The 20,522-nt window shown below is 61.8% G+C and carries 19 protein-coding genes; 6 read left to right on the top strand and 13 right to left on the bottom strand.

The window, feature by feature from the left end:
* Window positions 1-86 precede the first annotated feature (86 nt).
* The 12 genes from AC6HU3_RS06665 to AC6HU3_RS06610 form a co-directional block, all read right to left on the bottom strand.
* Window positions 87-1,643 carry a metallophosphoesterase family protein gene (locus AC6HU3_RS06665; protein WP_497472997.1) on the bottom strand — a complete coding sequence of 519 codons (1,557 nt, stop codon included), beginning with the start codon at window positions 1,641-1,643 and terminating at the stop codon, window positions 87-89.
* Between the two features lie 11 nt (window positions 1,644-1,654).
* A complete protein-coding gene (locus tag AC6HU3_RS06660; RefSeq protein WP_497472996.1) occupies window positions 1,655-4,321 on the bottom strand; it encodes a zinc-dependent metalloprotease in 2,667 nt (888 codons plus the stop codon).
* Window positions 4,318-4,944, bottom strand: coding sequence for a GTP-binding protein (locus AC6HU3_RS06655; RefSeq protein WP_497472995.1), 627 nt, complete (start codon window positions 4,942-4,944; stop codon window positions 4,318-4,320). The genes AC6HU3_RS06660 and AC6HU3_RS06655 overlap by 4 nt, the downstream gene beginning before the upstream one ends.
* Window positions 4,941-7,784: a protein O-mannosyl-transferase family gene (locus AC6HU3_RS06650; protein WP_497472994.1), complete on the bottom strand. Its 2,844-nt coding sequence runs from the start codon at window positions 7,782-7,784 to the stop codon at window positions 4,941-4,943. The genes AC6HU3_RS06655 and AC6HU3_RS06650 overlap by 4 nt, the downstream gene beginning before the upstream one ends.
* Window positions 7,785-7,796: 12 nt before the next feature.
* The gene (locus AC6HU3_RS06645) at window positions 7,797-8,993 is read right to left on the bottom strand and encodes a MiaB/RimO family radical SAM methylthiotransferase (RefSeq protein ID WP_497472993.1); all 1,197 of its coding nucleotides are present in this window, start codon (window positions 8,991-8,993) and stop codon (window positions 7,797-7,799) included.
* A gap of 8 nt (window positions 8,994-9,001) precedes the next feature.
* Entirely contained in the window at window positions 9,002-9,916 is a 915-nt protein-coding gene (locus AC6HU3_RS06640; protein ID WP_497472992.1) for a GGDEF domain-containing protein, read from the bottom strand.
* A 12-nt stretch (window positions 9,917-9,928) separates the two neighbouring features.
* Complete coding sequence (locus AC6HU3_RS06635) at window positions 9,929-10,648, bottom strand: nitroreductase family protein (protein WP_497472991.1); 720 nt, start codon at window positions 10,646-10,648, stop codon at window positions 9,929-9,931.
* Window positions 10,626-11,276, bottom strand: a complete 651-nt coding sequence (gene thyX / locus AC6HU3_RS06630; protein WP_497536297.1) for an FAD-dependent thymidylate synthase — start codon at window positions 11,274-11,276, stop codon at window positions 10,626-10,628. The genes AC6HU3_RS06635 and thyX overlap by 23 nt, the downstream gene beginning before the upstream one ends.
* Before the next feature lie 101 nt (window positions 11,277-11,377).
* A complete protein-coding gene (plsY, locus tag AC6HU3_RS06625) occupies window positions 11,378-11,974 on the bottom strand; it encodes a glycerol-3-phosphate 1-O-acyltransferase PlsY (protein ID WP_497472990.1) in 597 nt (198 codons plus the stop codon).
* Between the two features lie 41 nt (window positions 11,975-12,015).
* The gene (locus AC6HU3_RS06620) at window positions 12,016-13,119 is read right to left on the bottom strand and encodes a DUF763 domain-containing protein (protein ID WP_497472989.1); all 1,104 of its coding nucleotides are present in this window, start codon (window positions 13,117-13,119) and stop codon (window positions 12,016-12,018) included.
* 164 nt (window positions 13,120-13,283) lie between these two features.
* Window positions 13,284-14,228, bottom strand: coding sequence for a hypothetical protein (locus AC6HU3_RS06615; RefSeq protein ID WP_497472988.1), 945 nt, complete (start codon window positions 14,226-14,228; stop codon window positions 13,284-13,286).
* An 18-nt stretch (window positions 14,229-14,246) separates the two neighbouring features.
* Window positions 14,247-15,032, bottom strand: a complete 786-nt coding sequence (locus tag AC6HU3_RS06610; protein ID WP_497472987.1) for a T9SS type A sorting domain-containing protein — start codon at window positions 15,030-15,032, stop codon at window positions 14,247-14,249.
* Window positions 15,033-15,564: 532 nt separating this feature from the next.
* On the opposite strand from AC6HU3_RS06610, the gene AC6HU3_RS06605 reads away from it, so the two are divergent.
* The 6 genes from AC6HU3_RS06605 (at window position 15,565) to AC6HU3_RS06580 (ending at window position 20,262) form a co-directional block, all read left to right on the top strand.
* Window positions 15,565-16,407 carry an integrase catalytic domain-containing protein gene (locus AC6HU3_RS06605; protein ID WP_497472986.1) on the top strand — a complete coding sequence of 281 codons (843 nt, stop codon included), beginning with the start codon at window positions 15,565-15,567 and terminating at the stop codon, window positions 16,405-16,407.
* 218 nt (window positions 16,408-16,625) lie between these two features.
* On the top strand, window positions 16,626-17,009 hold the full coding sequence (gene rplS, locus AC6HU3_RS06600) for a 50S ribosomal protein L19 (protein ID WP_497472985.1): 384 nt from the start codon (window positions 16,626-16,628) through the stop codon (window positions 17,007-17,009).
* Between the two features lie 58 nt (window positions 17,010-17,067).
* Entirely contained in the window at window positions 17,068-17,694 is a 627-nt protein-coding gene (locus tag AC6HU3_RS06595) for a flavodoxin family protein (protein ID WP_497472984.1), read from the top strand.
* Window positions 17,691-18,659 (top strand): glycosyltransferase family 9 protein, encoded by a 969-nt coding sequence (locus AC6HU3_RS06590; protein ID WP_497472983.1) that lies wholly within the window; start codon window positions 17,691-17,693, stop codon window positions 18,657-18,659. The genes AC6HU3_RS06595 and AC6HU3_RS06590 overlap by 4 nt, the downstream gene beginning before the upstream one ends.
* Window positions 18,650-19,393, top strand: a complete 744-nt coding sequence (locus AC6HU3_RS06585) for a pseudouridine synthase (protein ID WP_497472982.1) — start codon at window positions 18,650-18,652, stop codon at window positions 19,391-19,393. The genes AC6HU3_RS06590 and AC6HU3_RS06585 overlap by 10 nt, the downstream gene beginning before the upstream one ends.
* On the top strand, window positions 19,390-20,262 hold the full coding sequence (locus AC6HU3_RS06580; protein WP_497472981.1) for an NAD(P)-dependent oxidoreductase: 873 nt from the start codon (window positions 19,390-19,392) through the stop codon (window positions 20,260-20,262). The genes AC6HU3_RS06585 and AC6HU3_RS06580 overlap by 4 nt, the downstream gene beginning before the upstream one ends.
* Window positions 20,263-20,270: 8 nt before the next feature.
* On the opposite strand, the gene AC6HU3_RS06575 is transcribed toward AC6HU3_RS06580, so the two are convergent.
* Window positions 20,271-20,432 carry a hypothetical protein gene (locus AC6HU3_RS06575; protein ID WP_497472980.1) on the bottom strand — a complete coding sequence of 54 codons (162 nt, stop codon included), beginning with the start codon at window positions 20,430-20,432 and terminating at the stop codon, window positions 20,271-20,273.
* Window positions 20,433-20,522 lie beyond the last annotated feature (90 nt).

The raw sequence follows: 20,522 nt of genomic DNA, 5'->3' as shown, positions 1-20,522 counted from the left end.
ACCCCTATCATACACCTTACTGACCGGTCAGTCAAGTATCCGCATCGGGGATATGGATGGGTCCACCGAGCAGCGGTACGGGGATCTCAGGGTCGATCCACGGTGAAGGCGTCCACCGCAAACCCCGCCGTGTTCACCACCCGGCAGGACAGGTGGGGTGGGCGGACCTCACACAGCACCCCGTGCTCATCCGCAGAGCGGGCCTTCACCCAGTCCCGATAGGGGACCTGAAGGGGGCCCAGGATGTCCCGATAGAGGGGGGATCCTCCCCGTCCGGTGATGATCTGGACCACCGGCACCTCCCCCGGAATCACCAGACGGGCATACAGGTGTTCGTGTCCGGAAAACACCACGGGAACCCGGAACTTGCGCAGGATCTCCAGCAGGGCATCCCGGTCTTTCGGCCAGGCATCCAGGGACCGGCCCACGTGTCGGCTCGTGGGAAACAGAGGCTCGTGCACCCCCACCACCGGCATCACCTTCGAAGGAAGGCTCGTCAGCACCTTCTGAAGCCACCGCCGCTGGGTTTCCTCCACCCGTCGGGCCGTATATTTCCCTTCCAGCCGTTCATAGCGATAATCGGAGTTCAGCGCCACGAACACCACATCCCCCCACCGGGCGGCATACACGTTTTCCCGGTAGGGCGGCATTTCCTTCCCGGCACGAGGACCGTTTTCGGGAAGGACGAAAAACTTCGCCCACACCCGTTCCGGTGCCCAGGGACCTTCCCGCCACCGGAAGTTTCTTCCCGGCAGGCGCACAAAGGGGGCCGTGGCGTCATGGTTGCCCACCACCGGGAAGAGGGGGATCAGACCGCTCACGGGCTCGGTGGCCTGGAGCCAGGTTTCATACTGCAGGCGCACAAAGGTCGTGTCCTCCGTGTAGCCGTGGACCAGGTCCCCCAGGGCAAACAGGGCCTGGGCACCTTCCCGGTACAGGGTGTGCACGACAAGCCGCAGGACCGGCATGTTGATCTGGTTCATCCGGGCGGTGGAGGCGGGGTTCAGCCAGCCGCTCCGGGTGTCGCCCAGCGCACCGAACACCACGGGGGAACCGGGAAGAGGGGGCGTTTCGGCATCATACCACCCCGAACACACCCGGAAGGCCCCTTCTCCGCACACCCGGTAGCGCAGAACCCTTCCCGCCCGCACCGGAATCCGGGCTTCCTGAAAACCAAACTCTCCGGTGGGACGAAGATCCACACGTGTCTCCGGGGTTTCCACATACGCCCGACGAGCGTTCACCCACCGTGTGCGGATCGCGGCGGTGTCGGATGCGGGATAGAAGAGATAGGGCCCGAGATCCAGGGCCGGTCCCGGAACCTTTCCGTTCCAGGAAAAGGCGTACCACCGGGAGTGAATTCGCTCCCCGTTCTCCCGGGTGGCGGCCACCTGCAGACGGTAATGCCCCGGCGGAACGTGAAAGCGCAGGACAAGTTCTCTGGCGGTGCGGTTTTTACGATCCCAGAACTCCCAGGCCGCATCGTCCCGGTAGGGAAGGCGATGCCGCGACTTCAGGGTGGTGTCCATCGGGTCCACCCACACCTGGAGATGGGTGAGATTTTCATCCGACGCCACCCGAACCTCAAGGGATTCCCCCACCACCTGGACATGGGGGATCAGATAGGGCAGGGTGACAAGCATCAACAAAAGCATCAGAAACGCCCCGGATCGTACCAGGAGGCAAAGCCGGGCAGGGACATCTGGATCTGGAGGTTCAGGGCTTTGTCAGCGAAGTCCGCGAGGGCATCCAGGTGGGCCCGGAGGGCACGGTCCGGCGTTCTCTCCGCCGCGCTCCGGAGCTTCCGGCTCAGGTCTTTCAGATGGGCCCGGGCCAGCGCCCGGACTTCAGGAGAGGGTGTAGACGTGAACGACACCGTCCCATAGGCCAGCTGGGCCAGCACCCGGAGATACAGGTCCTGCGCCACCATGAGATGGGGCGGGACTTCCGAAAGATCACCAAAGAGATGATCCTCCACCCGGCTCATCACCTCGTCCGGCGTGAGACCTCCGGGGGCAATGTAGCGATAGGTCACCAGGCGATTGAGCCGGGCGGGATGGAACAGATCCGAAAGGTAGGAGGCATAGATCGTACCCAGGCCCCGCATGGGCGAAAACTCATAGGGGGGCTCCATGGGCCGGGCCCAGGTGTCGAAGAAATTGGGCGCCATTTTGAGCAAACGATCGCCGGAAAGTTCTGGAAGTTCACGGGGAAAGATGCCGGCAAGGATCTCCTTCAGGGCTTTGCGCTGGAGGTCGGCCGGCACGGGCCGGAAGGGCGTGATCCCGTCTTCGGGCTTCACCCGGTCCATCCGGATCCCGCCGATGTATTTCACCAGACGGTTGTAGGCGTAATACCGGTCCGCCCAGAGCACCCCGAAAGCGATCCGGAGATTGCGGTATCCTTCCGGACCCTTCAGGAAGAGCTTCTCCAGGCGGGGGAAGATCTTCTCGGCCACCTTCCGGCGGTTGCGGGCATAAGCCAGGGGGTCCGAGGAGAGATCCCACCGGGCGGTGTAGGGATCCGGCGAGAGCGTGCCGGTCTCCTCATCGGTTCCGAAGGCCAGGGTGGAATCGGTGAGACGGGCCCACGCCCGCAAGGTGTCCAGTTCCTTCCAGGGATCGGTAACGATTTCCTTCACATGTCCCTTCTCCACCCGGACGGGCGCATAGCCATACCGGATGGCGTGGATGTCATAGGGCCCCAGGACGGTCATGAAATAGTCCCCCTGGGGTTTGTCCGCCATCAGGTTCAGGGGGATGTAGTCCATCACCGAGGCCGCAATCCCATATTGGCGGGTGAAGGCGGTGTCTTTCAGCGCCTCGAAGGGATAGCGGCTGGATGCTTTGAAGTTGTGGCGAAGCCCCAGGGTGTGTCCCACCTCGTGGAGAACGATGTCCTTGATGGCCGCACCGATGTACTCTTCTGGAAGGGGCTCGCCCGGGCGGATCCGGCCCGCCGCAAGGAGATCCAGATAGGCCATGGCCATCTGTGTGCGCATCCCCAGCATCAAGGTGCACAGGCGGTCTTCGCCCAGCACGCGGGCAAGCTTCCGGAGTTTTTCCTCTTCCTCCACCAGGGACAGGGGGTCCACCTCGGCGTCAAAATCCAGCACCCAGCCCCGGATAAAGCTCCAGTCCAGAAGGATGTCCGCGTTGAGGATTTCCCCGGTGCGGGGGTCCACCTGGGACGGTCCGATGGCATAGCCCATCCGGTGGGCAAAGGTCCACCGGATGGTGGAATACCGGATGTCTTCCGGGCTCCAGGTGGAGTCCTCCGGTGCATCCTTCACCACAATGGCGTCTTTGAAACCGGCCGCTTCAAAGGCCCGGTTCCACTCTAAAAGGGCCTCCCGGACGTATTTGCGGTAGCGTTTGGGAATGGAGGGGTCCAGATAGAACACGATGGGCTTCTTCGGGCGGCTCACCGGAAGCCGGGGGTCCTCCGGTTCCAGACGCCAGCGCTGGATCATGTGGCGATAGGGATAGAGTGACGTGTCCTGGGAAAAATCCTCCACGGTGGTGAGGAAATAGCCCACCCGCTCATCCGCAAACCGGGGGATCATGGGCTCGTCCGGAAGGGCAAAAAACGACCAGCGCAGGGCGATGCTCACCCTTTTCGGATCCACCAGGGATTCGCCCCCCCACCGGGGCCGGCCGGGAAGCCGGAGGGTATAGGTCACGCTGATCTCGGTGTTTTTCGGGAAGTTGAGCACCCGCTCCACAAAGGACAGGTCCCGGTCCACCGAGGGGCTCCCCCCCTCAAAGAGAAAGCGGTAGCGGGAAAAATCCGGATAGGAGAGGAGAAAAGAGGTGAAGTCCACAAGAAAATCGCCAGTCTCTGGATGTTCGCTCTGGATCTTGAACCGCCCGATCACCACGTGGCTCACGTTTTCTTCCAGGGCGTGCCGGGCTGCGGGCTCGCCCTCCGCGGTGAACCGGGGATTCTTCCTCACAAGAAGGACGTAATCGCCTTTCCGCTCAAAGGTGAGGAGCTGGGTTCCGCTGAAAGGAAGGCCCTCGATCAGGTTGAGGTCCCCTGCCCCCCGCTCCAGGTGCATCACCAGGGCAAAATCCTTGCCCAGGAGATCCTTCGGAATGGCCACAAGAAGGGTCTGGTCCGGCTTGAGATAGGTGGTCAGAAACCCTTTCTCTTCTGTCGCGTCTTTCGTGACCTTTGACCAGGGTTTGTAGCGCTGAGGCCTTTCTTCTTTCTTCTTTGTTTCGGCCTTGCGGGGCGCCGGGGGCGGCCCCTCATACACATAAATGCGCATGCAGGAAGCAAGCAACACCGGAAACATCCAGAAAACCCACCGTTTCATCGGGCGGCCTCCTTGCCTGTCGTCCTTGACGTGCCCTGGGTCTTCCGCATGGCGGGGATGACGCCATACCGGACCACGTATTTGAGGACCGTCTCCAGCGTTTTGAACACCCCCTTCCCCTTGGTGGCCACGGCGGGCACGCTGGGGAAGTGGTAGGGGTTCAGGATGCGGTCCAGTTCTGCCGGCGCCAGGGCGTTGGGAAGGTCCTGTTTGTTATACTGGAGCACAATGGGCACCCGCGTGAGCCCATACGCCTTGAGCCCCTCAAAGAGCTCCAGGAGCGACCGTTTGTTCTCCTCGATGCGGTCCATCTGGGAGTCTGCCACGAACACCACGCCGTCCGCCCCCCGAAGGACCATCCGCCGGATGGGCTTGAAGAAATACTGCCCCGGCACCGTATAGAGGAAAACGCGGGAACGGTAGCCTTTCACCAGGGGCACCTCAATGGGAAGGAGGTCAAACACGACGGTCATGCCCTTGATCCCTTCCGACTGGGCGAGCTGTCCTTTCGGCCCGGGGTAATATTTGGAGATGAACAGCACGTTCGTGGTCTTCCCGCTGATCACCGGGCCGTAATACACGATCTTGATCCGGAGTTCCTTGTTCTGCGGGACGACGATCATGACGAGCCCCGGAGGGTTTGGAGCAGCCCCTTCAACTGCGCGTCCTTCCGGGTGTCCCGGGAGGGGTTGGCCAGATACTGTTCCAGAACCTGAAGGGCCCGACCGGTATCACCCCGGCTGGCATACACCTCCGCCAGGAGCTGGATGGCATCCGCCGGAGGGCTGCCGGTCATCCGCAGCCCTTCCAGCACCTGAAGGGCCCGGGTGGTATCACCTTTGCCAAGATATCCCTGGGCCAGGAAGAGGTTGAAATCCGGACGTCCGCCTTCGGAGAGGGCTTCCTCCGCAATCCGGATGGCCTCATCCCACAGCCCACCCGCAACCGCCGCATTGACGGCCTGGAGGGCCAGAAGCTCACCCTGCTGGAGATACCGCTCTGGAAGTTCCTTCTGGGTGTCCGTGTAAAACTTCCGGGCCAGGAGATACATCTTCACCGCCTGCGCATGCTCTCCCCGGCTCTGATGGAAAAAGGCCAGCCGAACGGCCACGTTGGCATAGTTCACGGCGAGTTTCAGATGGGTGTCATCCTTGTAGAGCCGGTGATCAAAAATCCCCCGGTAGCGCCACACCGTGGAGTCGGGGTGAGGGGTGTCGCTGTACTGGGCAAAGAACGCCTCCGGATCCATGCCGTCGTGGAGGTGGTGGTGGGTTTCTTCCACGTTCACGGCTTCCAGACGATAGGGCGGGAATTCCACCATGGGCTGGGGCGTGGTTTTGAGGGCAAACACCATGCCGTCCATCAGGAAATAGGGTTCCAGCCCCGCATACACCTCCGGCGAACAGGTGATGGAGAAATAGATGGGGATGGACAACTCGCGCCCTGCGAGCACGCTGTCCCGGAACACTTCCATGGGCCGGAAGTACATCCGGGGGATCCGCACCCCCTTGACCAGGACAAAATCCTGGTCGGTCAGGGTTTGCCGCCATCCGGTGGCGGTGGCGATCATGTCCCGGATCACGAGATCCCGCAGAAAGATCACCTGGTTTCGCCCCAGAAGCATGGCGGGGGGCAGGCTGTCAATCTCCTCGTCCGTGAAGGAGATGGGTGCACCCCAGGCCTTGAGCTGGCGGACATACCAGTTCGTGTTCAGGAGGGAGAGATTGGCGATGAGAACGTCCTTACGGAATCCCATGGCTTCCTGGAGGAACCAGAGGGGGAAGGTGTCGTTGTCCCCGTTGGTGAACATCACGCCGCCTGTGGAGGGGGAGATGAGAAGGTTATACGCATAGTCTTCGGCGATGTAGTTGTTCTGCCGGTGAACATAAGGCCAGGTCATGCCCAGCTGGCCGGCCACCAGCCCCGCCATCACGACATAGCCCCCGAACTGGACGAGCCGCCGGAGACCTGCCCGGGCGTGGCGCCAGGCAAGTTCCATGAGGCCCGCCAGAGCAAAGGCCCAGTAGAGGCCCAGAAGGCTGTAAAAATACGCATAAAAATAGTCCCGGTCCCGCACCTCGGTGAGACCGGCCCGCACATGCTCCGGATTCACGGGGGAGGTGGGGGAATCCTTCAGGTTGAGCAGGAAGACCATGCCCACGGAGGCGATCAGGGTGAAAGTCAGAACGTACACAAAGGTTTTCCGGTCCCGGAGATAGCTTTCCACCAGACCCCACAGGGCCAGAAGCAGGAGCGGCAGATACAGGAGTTTGGGAAACTGCCAGGAAAGATAAAGACCCAGCACCCGGAACTGGTCCACCCAGGGGATGCGCCGGGGGAAGAACTCGGTGGGACCGTATTGTTTCCGGGTGAGCACGTCCATAAAGGCCCGCCAGTTCCAGGGATCCGCTTCGTTGATCCACGCGGCGTTGGGATGGAAGTGGAGGTAATAGGCCCGGCTGATGAGGAAAAACTGGGGGGTGAAAGCCAGGAGGACCATCAGGAGGGCAATGCCCTTCCAGTCCCGCCAGAAACCGGTCTGGATGTAATAGCCGGCGAGGAGCAGAGCATAGCCCGCCAGCACCACGGTGGCGTGCTCCCTTCCCACAAACTGAACCACCGCTCCAAGCAGGAACAGCAGGGTTCCCACGCCGGCCAGGTCGGCGGTGCGCCGGGTGAGCACAAAGAAAGACACCCCCAGGGCGATCAGGTGGAGGGTGGCCAGGCGTCCGGTGAACTCATAGGGGAAATAAAGGGAGGTGAGAAAGGCAAACCCGAGTCCCAGGACGGCCAGGGTGTCCAGGTTGAGGAGAAGCTCCTTGCGAACGATCAGAATGAGCACGAGATAGCCCAGGAGGAAAGGCACGATGGAGAGGTGGATCCCCGCCGACAGGAGAAACACATAGGGCATCAGGATAAGATAGGCCAGGCCCTTCCGGGTGTCGGCAAGGTCCCAGAACTTGAAGCCCATCCAGATGATGAGCACCAGGGTGAAGAAGGTGGGGGTGTAGGTTTCGGCTTCAATGGAGTTTTTCCACACGGTGGCCGTGAACATCCCCAGGAGGGCGCCGGTCGCCGCCGCCCCGTGGCGAATCCCCCAGGGAAGATCCCGAAAACCCTCCCACCGGTCCATCACCTCCAGGGCAATGAGATAGAGGAGACCCGCCGAGAGGGCTCCCGGAATCATGGACACCTGGGTGACCTTCAGCACGAAGTTGTTGGCTTCATATCCCGTGAGCAGCTCGTACACCGGAGCAAGGGGCAAGGGGAGCAAACCCAGAAACCGTCCGATAATGACCATGAAGGGGGTTCCGGGAGGATGGGGAATGCCGAAGTTGGCCGAAACGGCCAGGAATTCGCCCACATCCCAGAACACCACGGTGGGCGCGGTGGAAATGAAATACACAAGCCAGGTGAAGAGGCTCACAAGCACAAAGCCCAGGATTCGGCGCTTCTGTTCCATGGTCGTCCTCCCTTACTCCGGTGCTGCCACCAGCACGAGTTCTTCTTCGTCCACCCGGGTGGCCCGGACCCGGAGACGTGCTCCGGGGACACCTTCCGGAAGACGTGCCCGGGCGTATTCTCCTGTGGTTCCCTCAAACCCCTTCGGATTCTTGCGTTCCACCACCACGTCCACCTTCCGCCCCACAAGGTCCTGCAAAAAGGCTTTTCGTTTTTCCCGAGAAAGGGCAAGAAGGGCCTGGATGCGCGCCCTGCGGACGTGGTCCGGCAGGGGCGGAAGTTCGGCCGCCGGCGTCCCTTTCCGGGGGGAAAACTCAAAAACGTGAAAATAGGCAAAGGGATACCGGGCAAGAAAATCATAGGTTTCCTGAAAGTCCCGATCCGTTTCGGTGGGAAAGCCCGCGATCACGTCCACCCCGATGCCCACCGGCCACAGGCGGTCCAGGATCATCTCCAGTTTCCGGACATAGGTCCGGAGGTGATAAGGACGCTTCATGGCCCGGAGGACCCGCTCGGAACCGCTCTGGAGGGGGAGATGGAAGTGCCAGGCGAAGCGATCCGGCCGATCCGCCATCAGGGCCACGAGATCCCCGGTGACGTGGATGGGGAGAAGGGAGGAAAACCGCACCCGGAAATCCCCGGGCAGACGGGCCACCTCCCGGGCCAGATCCACCAGCCCCCTGCGCCACTCTTTCCCCCAGCTCCCGAGCTCCACACCCGCAAGCACCACTTCCCGATAGCCGTGTTCCACCAGATTCCGGACCTCCGCCAGAATCTCTTCAAGAACCCGGGATCGAGAGCGCCCCCGAACGTGGGGCACGATGCAGAAGGTGCACCGGAAGTCGCACCCATCCTGCACCTTCACCACCGGACGGGTCCGGTGTCCCAGGGGATCGATGATGGAGGGCCGGCGCACCCCGAGAAACCGGGGGAGGTCTTCCTTGTCCACCACCTCCGCTTTCCCCCAGTCCTCCACCCGGGCCGCACATCCTGTCACCACCACCCGGGCATCGGGATATTTCCGGCGGATTCGCGAAAGGAGTTTCCGGCCGTCCCGCACCGCCTTGTGGGTGACGGCGCAGGTGTTGAGCACCCACACGTCCTTCCCGCTTTCTTCCAGCATCCGGGCGATCCAGGCACCATCCCACTGGTTCACCCGGCATCCCAGGGTGATCACCCGTTCCTGGGGGGGCGGCTGTCTTCGGGCCATGGGCGACTTCAGAGGCTCACCTCCGGAACCACCACGCGGTTTCCCCCGGCCTTCTTGGCTTCCTGGAGGGCGCGTTCCACCTCTTCCAGAAGTTCCTGGACCGTGAGGCCATGGGAAGGAAAACCGACGATGGCGCCCGAAACGGTGATCCGGATGGGTTCTTCCAGGGCCTCCAGGTCAAACTGGTTCTCTTCTATGAGGCGGCGAAAGCTCTCCATGGCGTGAAAGGCGTTGGACGGAGAGGTGTCGGAGAACAGAATGGCAAACCGGTCGTTCTCATACCGGAACACGATGTCCGTCGACCGGAAGTGCCCCCGCAGGAGCTCGCTCACGGCGACCAGGAGCTCATCCCCCACGAAGGGTCCGTGGGAGCGCACCACACTCTGAAAATGGTCAATGTCCACCAGTCCCACGGAAAACACCGTCTGTCCCCGCAAACTCCGTTTGCGCTCCTCTTCCAGCCGGCGGTGGAGATAGCTCCGGGTATAGAGTCCCGTGAGGGGATCCACCACCCCGCCCTTTTCCTGGAGGGCATGAATGAGATTTCTCGCCAGGAAAAGAAAGAGAAGGGACGCGAAGGGAATCCACTGTTCCGGGTCAGGAAGCTCCCCGGCCGAGAAGATCAGGATCACGTTGCCCAGGCGGAGCTTGCCGCTTTTCACGGGAAGGAGGAGATATTTGGTCTGCTCCTCCACCACCATTTCCGGATATTCCGTGTCCCGAAGGCGCATCACGATGGAGATGGGCACATCCTGCTGGGGAATGGCGGCAACCTCCTCCCGGAGGTCCGCAGAGTCCATGAGAAAGGCCCATCCCCGGAGGGGATAGAGGTGTTCCAGCGCCGAGCGGATCCAGGCCAGGGTGGAAATCAGCGATTCCCCCCGGTAAAACCGAACCATCATCTCCTGCCAGAGTGACTCCATGGTGCCCTCCTCTTAACCAAATCCCTGGCGCGCAAGCGCCCTGGTCACAACCTTTTCTCTCTGATCCATCTGTCCACCCCTGCCAAAATAACGCCGGAGAATGGAAAGCCAGTCTCCCGTTCGGGAAACGGGAGCCATGGCCTCAAACATGCGCTGAAGCTGGTCTTCGTCATAGGGATGATAGACGTTTTCATGAAGCACGGCCTCCAGAGGAAGGCGGGGTTTCCGATTCGGCCTCCGGGCGGGTTTTCCCACGCACAGTCCCACCAGCGGATAGACCCCCCGGGGCAGACGGAGAAGTTCCACCAGTTCGTCCGCCCGGTTCTGGATGCCTCCGATGAAGGCGATGCCGTATCCCAGCGTCTCCGCCGCCACGGCCAGGTTCTGGGCGGCGAGGGAGGCGTCCACCGCCCCAAAAAGAAAGGCGATCCGGGGGATGGAGGCCATCTCCACGCCCCGAAAGGCAAGGAGGCGTTCCAGACGGTGGACGTCGGCGCACACCACGAAGAACTCCGGCGCTTCCAGCACGTGACGCTGGCCTCCCGCAAGATCTGCGATCTCCTGACGCAGCCGGTGATCGGTGATCCGGATGAAGCTGTAGAGCTGGGCCGTGGCGTCCGTGGAAGCCCGCTGGGCAAGCACAAGCATGCGCTTGAGGTCCTCCTCCGGGACGGGGTCCGGAAGAAAGCCCCGCACGGTCCGGTGGTCCTCAAGCACGGACAGACAGTTCACGGAGGGCCTCCGCAAGCTCGGGATGACGTTCGAGAAAGGCCTCGGCCGTCCAGGGCATCCGCTCCTGAAACACGGTCCAGACCGCCCGGGCAAACTGACGGATTTCCCACTGGGCGTCGGGAGCCAGGCGCAGGCGCAGGAAGTTCATGAGGCTTCGGGCATTCACGCCCCAGTAGAACTGAGTATAGGTGGCCATGGGGACCACAATCCGGGCAAGTTCCCGGGCCACCCCCGCCTCCAGGAGAGCCTGATAGGCGGCAAAGGCCTGACGGATGGCCTGTTCCATCAGGGTCTTCAGATGGGTTTCGTTTTCAAACGCGGTGGGGACACTGGCCTGCCGGTTTTCCTTCGAGGGTTTGCGGAGGACATCCGGCAGATAAAATTCCGTGTCCTCATACACAGTGTAGCGTCCGCTGATCTCGTTGAAGGAGCCGATCCGGTGACGGAACCACTGGCGGGCGACAAAAATCGGCGCTTTCACGTGGAATTTGAACACGGCCATTTCAAACGGGGTTCCGTGATCGTGGCGCATCAGATAGTGGATCAGCCGGCGATCCCTTTCCTCTCCCTTGCTCCCCTGACCATAGGACACCCGGGCCGCCTGCACCACCGCCCCATCCCCTCCCATGAAATCCACCAGGCGGACAAACCCGTGATCCAGGACCTTCTGCAGTCCACACGAAGAACACCGCCCCCCGTGCAGGGGGGTTTCACACACCGGACACGCGTTCATGACTTCTTCTGTCCCACCCGGGGTTCCACCCCCTGAAGAAGCCGGCGGATGTTGCTGTGGTGACGGATCCAGATCACCAGGGCCACGGCAAATGCCACCCAGGGGAAGCGCAGATCGTAAGGATAGAGGAAGAGGGTCGCCAGGAACATGGTGAGGGCAGCGGCCAGGGACGCCAGGGACACATACCGGAACACCAGCAGGAACACGAGCCAGATCCCGAAGGCCAGGGCGGCAATCCGGATGTCAAAGGCGATAAACGCCCCGAAAGCACTGGCCACACCCTTGCCTCCGCGGAATTTCAGGTAGGGGGTGAAGCAGTGCCCCAGGACGGCCGCGAGAACCATCCAGATGGCCAGCTCCGGACCGACGAATCGTTTCGCCAGGAGCACGGGAACCAGCGCTTTCGCAATGTCCAGAATTCCGGTGAGGATGCCCACTGCAGGACCAGCAGCCCGGATGACGTTGGTCGCTCCGATGTTGCCCGAACCCACCGTGCGCGGGTCCACCCCCTTGATCAACCGGGAAAGGATGAGACCAAAGGGGATCCCGCCCACGAAATATCCCCCGAGAAACCAGACGATATCCCGCAACATGGCTTAAGTGTGCAGAACCTTTCGGGAATTGTCAACGGAAATCACACCCGGGACAGAAGGGCGAGGCGCTTCAGGGCTTCGAGTTTTTCCCTCCTCCCCAGCCTCGCTTCCCGGAGGGCCTGCTCCAGCACCTCCACCGTCCGGTCATACACCGCCCGGTTCACGGGATAGGGGTAGCCGTCTTTGCCCCCGTGGGCGAAGGTATACACCACGGGATCTTCAAAAGAGGGCCGGGCGCCATAAATCACATCCGCCACCAGGGCCAGAGCCCGCAGGGAGGCCGGACCCATCCCCGGCGTTAGAAGAAGTTCCTCAAACTGGGCCGGAGGGCGGGCATAGGTGGAGAGGAGCACCTTCCGGAGATACCGGGGATTCACGTCTTTCTCGCCCACAGGGTGGGGAGCGGGCATCACGAGTTTCCGTTTCTGAAGTTTTGCATACGTTTGAAGCACCGCTTCGGGCGCATGGTCCCGAACCAGGGTCAGGAGGGCCTGCCGGGCGGATCGAGCCCGGGGGGTGATGAAGTTCACCACGCGCCGTTCCTTTCTCCAGGCCGCAATGCCGCTGTGGGGGTTGTCCACAAACGAGGACAGGCCTTCTGAAAGCCAGTGATACCGGCGGGCCATGCGGTTGGCGGGGTTCATCCCCTGCTGGACCACGGCCCAGGATCCCCGTGCGGTGAAGAACATGACGTGGTGATAGAGGTCATACCCGTCCTGGAGGGCGGCGCTGTCCACCTTGGCCACCAGCCGGCTCGTCCGGATCAGGGGATCCGGGTCCAGTCCGGTGCGTTCCGCGACGCGGACGATCATCTCCGGGGTTTTCCGGGCCGTGCCCCCTTTGCCCCCGGCGGCATACACCCCGATCCGGAGGTCCTTCAACGCCTCCTTCAGGGCGCCGGTCACGGTGGTGGTGAGACCGGAGGAGTGCCAGTCAAATCCCAGCACGCAGCCGAAGGACTGGAACCACACCGGATCCGCAAGGCGCTGGAGAAAGGCCTCCGGTCCGAACTCGGACACCAGGGCCTCCACCATCACCCGGGACAGGCGGACCATACGCTGGAACAGCCACCGGGGGGCCTTCCCTCCGTGGAGGGGAAGGTCGGCGGTGCCACGGCGATGGCCCGGGGGACGAGGATCCTTCATCGGAGAAAATCATACAGGATGGCCCGGGGATGGACATCCCGGCGGGGGATCAGAAGGGAAACGAGCATACGTAAAAAGCAGCAAAAAACAAGGCGGGGGCGGCTTTCGCCGCCCCCGCACACACCTCCTGGCCGGCGGCTTCGCCGCCGGCCCCCTCCACCTGTTTATCGCGTTTCGTGGGCCTTCATTTCCGCCTCAAGCTCGGCCAGGCGCGCCCGGATCTGCTGGAGTTCCGCCTGGATGCGGGCCTGATTGGCCGCCTGGCTTTCGGCACGGATCTGATGGGCAGGCACGGACGCAACCCGGCGGGGGGCCTGATCGTCCGGCACGTTGTTTGTGCTCACCTTCGCCACCGTCCCATACGCCGTGGGGAGATACACCACCGAAAGCTGCATGTCATAGACGGTGAATGTCCCCCCTGTTGACCATTGATCTCCCCAGAACACCACGTTGTGGGATCCTGCGCTAACCGGAACCAGCAGATGCACCGTCACCGGAAAGCGGTAAATCCCTGAGGCTGCATTACTGGTGAGAGACAGGGCCACATCCTGATTGTCTGGAGCCGTTCCATCCACCATCAGGCCAAAATCGGCGGATGACGAAGAACCGTTGGTGTGGTTCACGGTGATCTGTGCCGATCCAGTGATCAGGAGAAAACCCGTGTCGGGCGCGGTGATGGTCTGGAACAGAAGCGTGTCCCGACTGCCCCCACCTGAAAGCCCAACGCTGCTCACCCCCTCCGAACTGGACACCACCCCAGCCTCGTTGGAAATTTCAAACGACTGAATGGCATCCTGGGGGAGTTCCACGCGGTCAAAAGAAGTGGTGTAGCTCCGGAAAACAATGGGATATGGACCACTCAGTGCGATACGGCCCCCATCGTTGTAGTTTCCGTGCATATAGAGCCCAGCGGAAGGGTTCGTCGGATCCAGCACCATCAGCAACCCTGCGTTGTTAGAGGACACAAGTTCCAGAACGGTCCCCAATCCCTGGAAGGTCACCTTCAGTGAATCCAGGTTGGCACCGATGTTTGCCCCACCCTCCGTCCACTGGGCCTTGAGGGGCATGGCAAGGACCAGGGTCAAACCCAAAAGGCTCAAACGTTTCATGGTTCCCCTCCTGTTTTTTTAACGACCCGCAAAGATCACCTTGCGGGCCACCACCCGATCGGGGGTGGAAAGGCGAAGGAAATAGGTCCCCCGCCCAACTTCATCTGCCCGGACCTCCACCTCGTGGAGCCCGGCCGAAAACCTGCCACGGGCCAGCGTCGCCACCCTCTGGCCCAGGGCGTTGAACACCTCCAGACGAACATCGCTCTCCGCCGGGAGCCCAAAGGACACCGTGGTGCGCCCCCGAAGAACTCCCGGGAGGGAAGCAAAGCCGAACACCACCGCCGGCCCGTCGTCCTCATCCACGTCGGTGGACGCATCCACGGTGTCCGCGGACAGGGTCACATAGCCGTTTCCGTCCGGTCCTCCCGTGAACAGAGCCTGGATCACCGCACCCGCCGGCGCGGTGTATCCCTGAAAGGCAATTCCCTGCCACCGGGTCATCACGATGTCACCGCTTGCACCTCCGGACGCGTGCGCCGTGAGGGTCACAAATCCCTGCGGGTCCGGACCGCTCACGGAGAATCCCACCAGACATCCTCCCCCTGCAAAGGGCTGAACGGACACGTCCTGCCACCGTGCCCGCAGCACCGACCCGCTCGACCCGTCACTGCCCAGGGCGATGAGCTCCACATAACCCTGACCATCCGGCCCGGTAACCTGGAAGCCGTTGATGCAATAGGAGTCCGGTGCGGCAAACGCCTGAACCGCCACGCCGGACCACCGGGCCTGGAAAAAGGCCTGAGCGGGGAGCACAGCGGGGAGGAGAAGGGCTGCGAAGAGCCCCAGTTTGGGTTGTTTCATAAGCCCCCTCCTGCTGGTTTGAACGTTGAGAGAAGCGAAGTCGACCCTTCGCCTCTCTACAGTAAAATTATACAGGCTTGTCCACATCGATGTCAAATCCTCGCATTGCCTCATTTAAAATCTACACGAAAAGACATGGTTGCCTCACGAAAGAATCTACATGAAATCTCCCGTACCCTTCTTTCACCCCCTGCGTTTCCGCGCGGAAACGCAGGGGGGCCCGTAAAAATCAATCTTTGCCTGCTTTTCGGGGGTCCCCATGAAATTCTGCCAGGAATTTCATGGGGTGAGCGTATAGAATCCTCGACGAATTCTGTTCCCTCACCGGCTACAACCGCGCCTACGCCTCTTTCCTCCTCCGAAATGCCCGAAAAACCGTCACTTTCCATACCCCCAACGGCCCTCGCATCCGTGTCGTCGCTGATCCCCACATCAAAATCCAGCGAAAACGCAACCCATCTACGGCGAAGACGTTCGGGAAGCCCTCGTTGCTCTATGGACCATCCTGGACTTCCCGTGCAGCCTTCACCCCGTGCTGTTTCCTCAAGGAAACACCACGGGGACCCCCTTACTTTCGGGGCCCCCACGAAATCTCCAGGAGATTTCGTGGGGTGATCCTGCCCGTCCGGGAAAACATCTCAAACACCAGATCCCCATCCGAACCTTCGCCGACTGGAACGAAGCCGAGCCCGGCTTCATCGAAATCGACCTGGTGGGGCATGATGGAGGAAGCGCAAAGGGAGATTTTGCTCTGACCCTGGTGGCAACGGATGTCCATACCGGCTGGACGGAGATGCACCCTGTGAAGAACCGCGCCCGGGTATGGACCCACCAAGCGCTGGAAATTCTTGTGGAGCGATTTCCTTTCCCCATCAAGGGCATTGACTGCGACAATGACAGTTCCTTCATCAACCATCATCTTATGACCTGGTGCAGGGAGAAGGGGATCACCTTCACCCGATCCCGGCCCTATGAGAAAAACGACAACTGCTATGTGGAACAGAAGAACGGCCATGTGGCGCGGAGACTGGTGGGGCATTTCCGGTATGACACGCCCCAGGCACTGGAGGTGCTGGAAGAGGTGGAGCGGTTGTATTCCATTTTCGTCAACTTTTTCAAACCGACGATGAAGCTGGTGGAGAAAGAGCGGGTGGATTCGAAAGTCCGGAAGAGGTATGACACGCCGAAGACACCCTATCAGCGTGTGCTGGAAGATCCGAGGGTACCGGAGGAGGTGAAGGAGAAACTTCGGGAGCGATTTGCTCAGCTCAATGTGGCTCAATTAAGGAAACGGATTCTCTCGCTACAGGAGCGTCTTTTCTCCTTTGCCACACCTCCAGAGCCTGCGGAGGAAGATCTCCATGTGTTGGGATAGATTTTCTCATGAGGCAACGACTTGGGTTCGAATAGATTTTCTCGTGAGGCAATACGATCCTGGACGAAAGCGGCTCAGAACAATCCCAAATGCTGAACAGGGGGCAAAACGGCCGGGGATCCCGTTCCATTTATTCCCCCCTTCTTCTCGACACCGCACCTTGACAGACCCCTGTGTGTTGCGTATACTTTGCGCCACATCAAGCGAGGAGGTTGGCGATGTCCCATCAGGTGATCCGGGAGATCGAGCAGGAGTTTTTGCGTCAGGATATTCCGGAGTTCCGTCCCGGTGACACGGTCCGGGTCCACGTCCGCATTCGGGAGCGCCGGTGGAACAGCAAAAAGAAGGCGTATGAAACGGTGGAGCGCATCCAGGTGTTCGAGGGTGTGGTGATGCGCCGTCGGGGAAGTGGCCTTTCAGCCACGTTCACCGTGCGCAAAATTTCCGGTGACGTGGGGGTGGAACGGACCTTTCCCCTCCACAGCCCCGTGGTGGCCAAAATTGAGGTGGTCCGCCATGGCCGGGTGCGCCGCGCCCGCCTCTATTACCTCAGGGGACGCTACGGACGGGCGGCTCGCATTCCCGAACGTCGTCGCTCCTGAACCTCCCCATGGAATCTTCCCGGACCTCACCGCCCGGCGGTGGGGTCGTTTGTTTTGAATGGAAGTCCTTTCCGTCCTTGCCCTTTTCGCCTCACCCCGGCGGGAGCACGCCCGTTCCACCCGCCTGGGTCGGCTGGTGCTCAACGCCCTGAAAGAAAGGGCTCCAGACGCCCGCGTGGAGGAGCTCTTCCTCATTGACTTCCCCATCCGACCGTGCATGGGCTATTATTCCGAAGACCCCGCATCCTGCAACCCCCGCCAGTGCACCACCGGCGTGCTGGACGATGCCATGAAGGGCCTGCACCAGAAACTCCTCCTGGCCGACGTCCTTCTCTTCGCCACCCCTGTCTACTGGTATGGCCTTCCCGGTCATCTCAAAACTTTTCTGGACCGCCTGACCTCCCTGGAAAACACGGGAAAGCTCCTGGACGGCAAAATCGCCGGCGTGGTGGCAAGCGGCAAGGAAGGTGGCGCCCCCTCCCTGATCCAGCACCTTTTCCTCATTCTGAATGACATGGGAATCTGGGTTCCCCCTTACGGCTTCAGTTATGTGGTGGGGCGCACGCTGGACGAAGACGTCTGGGCCCGTCGCTATGCCGAACAGCTCGGCCGGAACCTCGTCCGGGCCTGGAAACTCCTGCACAACACGGGACCTTGGTGGCAGTTCGGGGAGGAGGTGGAGTGAAGGCCCTGATCATCCGGTTTTCCGCTCTGGGGGACGTGGTCCAGACCACCGGTGTGGTGGAGTCTCTGGTCCAGCTGGGCTACAGGGTTCATTACCTCACCGATTCGGCCATCGCTCCCCTTCTGGAAGATGATCCCCGGATCGAAGGGGTGGAGCATTTTTCCCGAAAAACATGGGAGGGGATGGACCGGGTGATCCGGGATCTGCGAAAGAACGGCCCCTATGACCTCCTTCTGGATCTCCACGGAAAGATCCTGTCCCGGTGGGTGACCCTGCACCTTCCTGCCCGCCGGAAGGGAACCCTCCGCAAAGCAAGCCTCCGGCGGCGGTGGTGGCTGATCCGTCGCCGCGTCCCTTCCCGGGAAATTCCCATGTCCCTCCGGATGCACGCGGTGCTGCGCCGTTTTCACCCCGATGCCCCCTTTTCCCCCCCCCGCCTGATCCCATCCTATCCCTCTCCCCACGACGATCCGGGGGTGGTGATCGTCCCCTTCGGAGGCCGTCCTCTCCGGAACTGGCCGGCTGTCCATGTGTATCGGCTTGCCGTAGATCTAACCGATCAGGGCATTCCAGCAACCCTGGCGGGACAGGGCCCCGGGATGGACTGGCCCGATCCGTCCCGAAATTTCCTGAACCGGACCGATCTCCGGAATTTTGTCGGGCTTCTCCAGCGCGCCCGGCTGGTGGTGACGGTGGACACCTCCGCCGCCCACATCGCGGCGGCGCTGGGCGTGCCGGTGGTGGAACTCTGGGGACCCACCCATCCCGTGCTGGGCATGCGCCCTGTGGGCCGGGGACCGGTGTTTTCCCTGGGCCTCCCCCTTGCCTGCCGGCCCTGCAGCCTTCACGGAGAAGGGACCTGCCGGCGCGGGGATCACGCGTGCCTGCGGGATCTTGAACCTGAGCGCGTGGGGAATCTGGTCCGGACTGTACTCACAGATCTCAGGGAGGTACCATGCGCCTGAACCGGTATCTTCAGCAGGCCGGTGTGGCCTCCCGCCGGAAGGCCGATGCCCTGATCTTTGCCGGGCGGGTGCGGGTGAACGGAAAGGTGGTCCGGGAACCCTGGGTGGACGTGGGCGACAACGATCGGGTGGAGGTGGACGGAAAGCCGGTGCGCCGCCGGCGATATTTCCGGTATTTCAAATTCTACAAGCCCCGCGGCGTGACCACCACCCTCCGGGATCGTCACGCGGCCCTCACCCTGAAAGACGTGCTCCCCGACAGTCTCCGGGGGGTGGTGCCCGTGGGCCGGCTGGACCGGGATTCGGAGGGGCTTCTCCTCCTCACGGACGACGGGGACCTGGCCTACATCCTCACCCATCCCCGGTTTGAGGTGCTGAAGGTCTATCGCGTCTGGTTTTCCGGGGACCGGCATGCCCGAGATGTGGCCCGGGCCTTCCGGGAGGGTCTCGAACTGGAGGACGGTCCTTTCAAGCCCGTGTTCGCCCACCCTCTGGAGGCCCGGGCGGTGGAGGTGGGGATCACGGAAGGGCGCAAACGGGAGATCCGCCGTGCTTTTGCGGTCCTGGGACTGGAAGTGGAGCGGCTTGTCCGGATCCGTTTCGGACCCATTGGCCTGGGAGGCCTTCGGGAAGGGGGGCTTGCCGCCCTGGATCCTCACGAAATGCAGGAAATCCGCCGGCTCAAGGCGCGCATGTTGCCCAGGTTACGCAAAAACAGGGGGAATCCATCATGAGGGTTGGCATCATCGGAACGGGTGTGATGGGCTTTCCCATGGCCCGGAATCTCCTCAAGGCGGGGTTTGACGTGTTTGTGTGGAACCGAACCCCGGCCAAGGCCCGACCTCTTCTGGAAGAGGGGGCCCGCTGGGCCGCCACACCCAGGGAACTGGCTTCCTCCGTGGATGTCGTGGGGGTGGTGCTCGCCAACCACGAGGTCACCCGGACGGTCTTCCACGGCGAGGACGGACTGCTCTCGGGACTCCGGGAAGGGGTCTGGGTGGTGGACCACGGAACCAACCCGCCCGCATGGGCCCGGGAGGCTCACCGGGAAGTGATCCTGCGGGGCGGGTTCTATGTGGACATCCCGGTGCTGGGGAGCCGCCCACAGGCGGAGAACCGGGCCCTGGTGCTCCTCGCCGGTGGAGACGAGGAAAGCCTTGCACCCCTGAAACCCTACTTCCAGGCCATCGGCAAGCACGTGGTTTATACAGGCGTCCTGGGCAACGGGTGCCTGCTCAAACTCAACCTGATGATCGCCCTGGTGAACGGCGCCCTGGCGGAGGGGTTTGCCCTGTCCCGGAGTTTCGGGCTGGACCCCGCCTGGTTTGTGGAGGCCCTGAAGGAAAGCGCCCTGGCAAGCCCCTACCTTGCCATCAAGGGAGACAAACTCCTCCGGGGTGATTTCTCAGAGCAGTTCGGGCTCCGGCTCATGGCGAAAGATCTGCGTCTCATTCTCCAGGAAGCCCTCAACCACCGGTTTCCCATGGTGCTGGGGGCCGCCGCCTTCGGGCTGTATCAGAACATGGAAAACGCGGGCTACGGCAACGAGGACGTGATCGCCGTGGTCCGGGCCTATCGGGAACGCCCGGAAGGCGCCTCATAGCCGACGAGTCAGGGATCATAAGGGCGGGGGATAATCTTTTCATCACGCTTCACCAACAGAATCGTGAATGACTTTGTGAGGTGAGGAAAAGAGCGGATATCTCCCTTTTTGAAAACCCCCTCTCCTATCCCTGCAGATTCAATTTTAGCCCTTGCAATCAGGATTTCCAACAAAGTTTGAATTGGGAGCATATCGGGACCTTGACATCACGGGGGGGGGGGGGGTATATAATCATGCTCGTCTTCGGGGGTATCCCATAA

This window comes from Caldifarcimen microaerophilum (assembly GCF_055387105.1).
Note: the sequence above shows the minus strand (reverse complement) of the source record. Positions and strands in the feature narration are given on the sequence as shown.

Bases quoted from the DNA above. Each gene is read 5' to 3' on its own strand.
- AC6HU3_RS06655 (WP_497472995.1), bottom strand. From the start codon at position 4,944: ATGATCGTCGTCCCGCAGAACAAGGAACTCCGGATCAAGATCGTGTAT.
- thyX (WP_497536297.1), bottom strand. From the start codon at position 11,276: ATGGGAGGGGATGGGGCGGTGGTGCAGGCGGCCCGGGTGTCCTATGGT.
- AC6HU3_RS06580 (WP_497472981.1), top strand. From the start codon at position 19,390: ATGAGGGTTGGCATCATCGGAACGGGTGTGATGGGCTTTCCCATGGCC.
- AC6HU3_RS06660 (WP_497472996.1), bottom strand. From the start codon at position 4,321: ATGAAACGGTGGGTTTTCTGGATGTTTCCGGTGTTGCTTGCTTCCTGC.
- AC6HU3_RS06645 (WP_497472993.1), bottom strand. From the start codon at position 8,993: ATGGCCCGAAGACAGCCGCCCCCCCAGGAACGGGTGATCACCCTGGGA.
- rplS (WP_497472985.1), top strand. From the start codon at position 16,626: ATGTCCCATCAGGTGATCCGGGAGATCGAGCAGGAGTTTTTGCGTCAG.
- plsY (WP_497472990.1), bottom strand. From the start codon at position 11,974: ATGTTGCGGGATATCGTCTGGTTTCTCGGGGGATATTTCGTGGGCGGG.
- AC6HU3_RS06665 (WP_497472997.1), bottom strand. From the start codon at position 1,643: ATGCTTGTCACCCTGCCCTATCTGATCCCCCATGTCCAGGTGGTGGGG.
- AC6HU3_RS06610 (WP_497472987.1), bottom strand. From the start codon at position 15,032: ATGAAACAACCCAAACTGGGGCTCTTCGCAGCCCTTCTCCTCCCCGCT.
- AC6HU3_RS06585 (WP_497472982.1), top strand. From the start codon at position 18,650: ATGCGCCTGAACCGGTATCTTCAGCAGGCCGGTGTGGCCTCCCGCCGG.
- AC6HU3_RS06620 (WP_497472989.1), bottom strand. From the start codon at position 13,119: ATGAAGGATCCTCGTCCCCCGGGCCATCGCCGTGGCACCGCCGACCTT.
- AC6HU3_RS06640 (WP_497472992.1), bottom strand. From the start codon at position 9,916: ATGGAGTCACTCTGGCAGGAGATGATGGTTCGGTTTTACCGGGGGGAA.
- AC6HU3_RS06615 (WP_497472988.1), bottom strand. From the start codon at position 14,228: ATGAAACGTTTGAGCCTTTTGGGTTTGACCCTGGTCCTTGCCATGCCC.
- AC6HU3_RS06650 (WP_497472994.1), bottom strand. From the start codon at position 7,784: ATGGAACAGAAGCGCCGAATCCTGGGCTTTGTGCTTGTGAGCCTCTTC.
- AC6HU3_RS06595 (WP_497472984.1), top strand. From the start codon at position 17,068: ATGGAAGTCCTTTCCGTCCTTGCCCTTTTCGCCTCACCCCGGCGGGAG.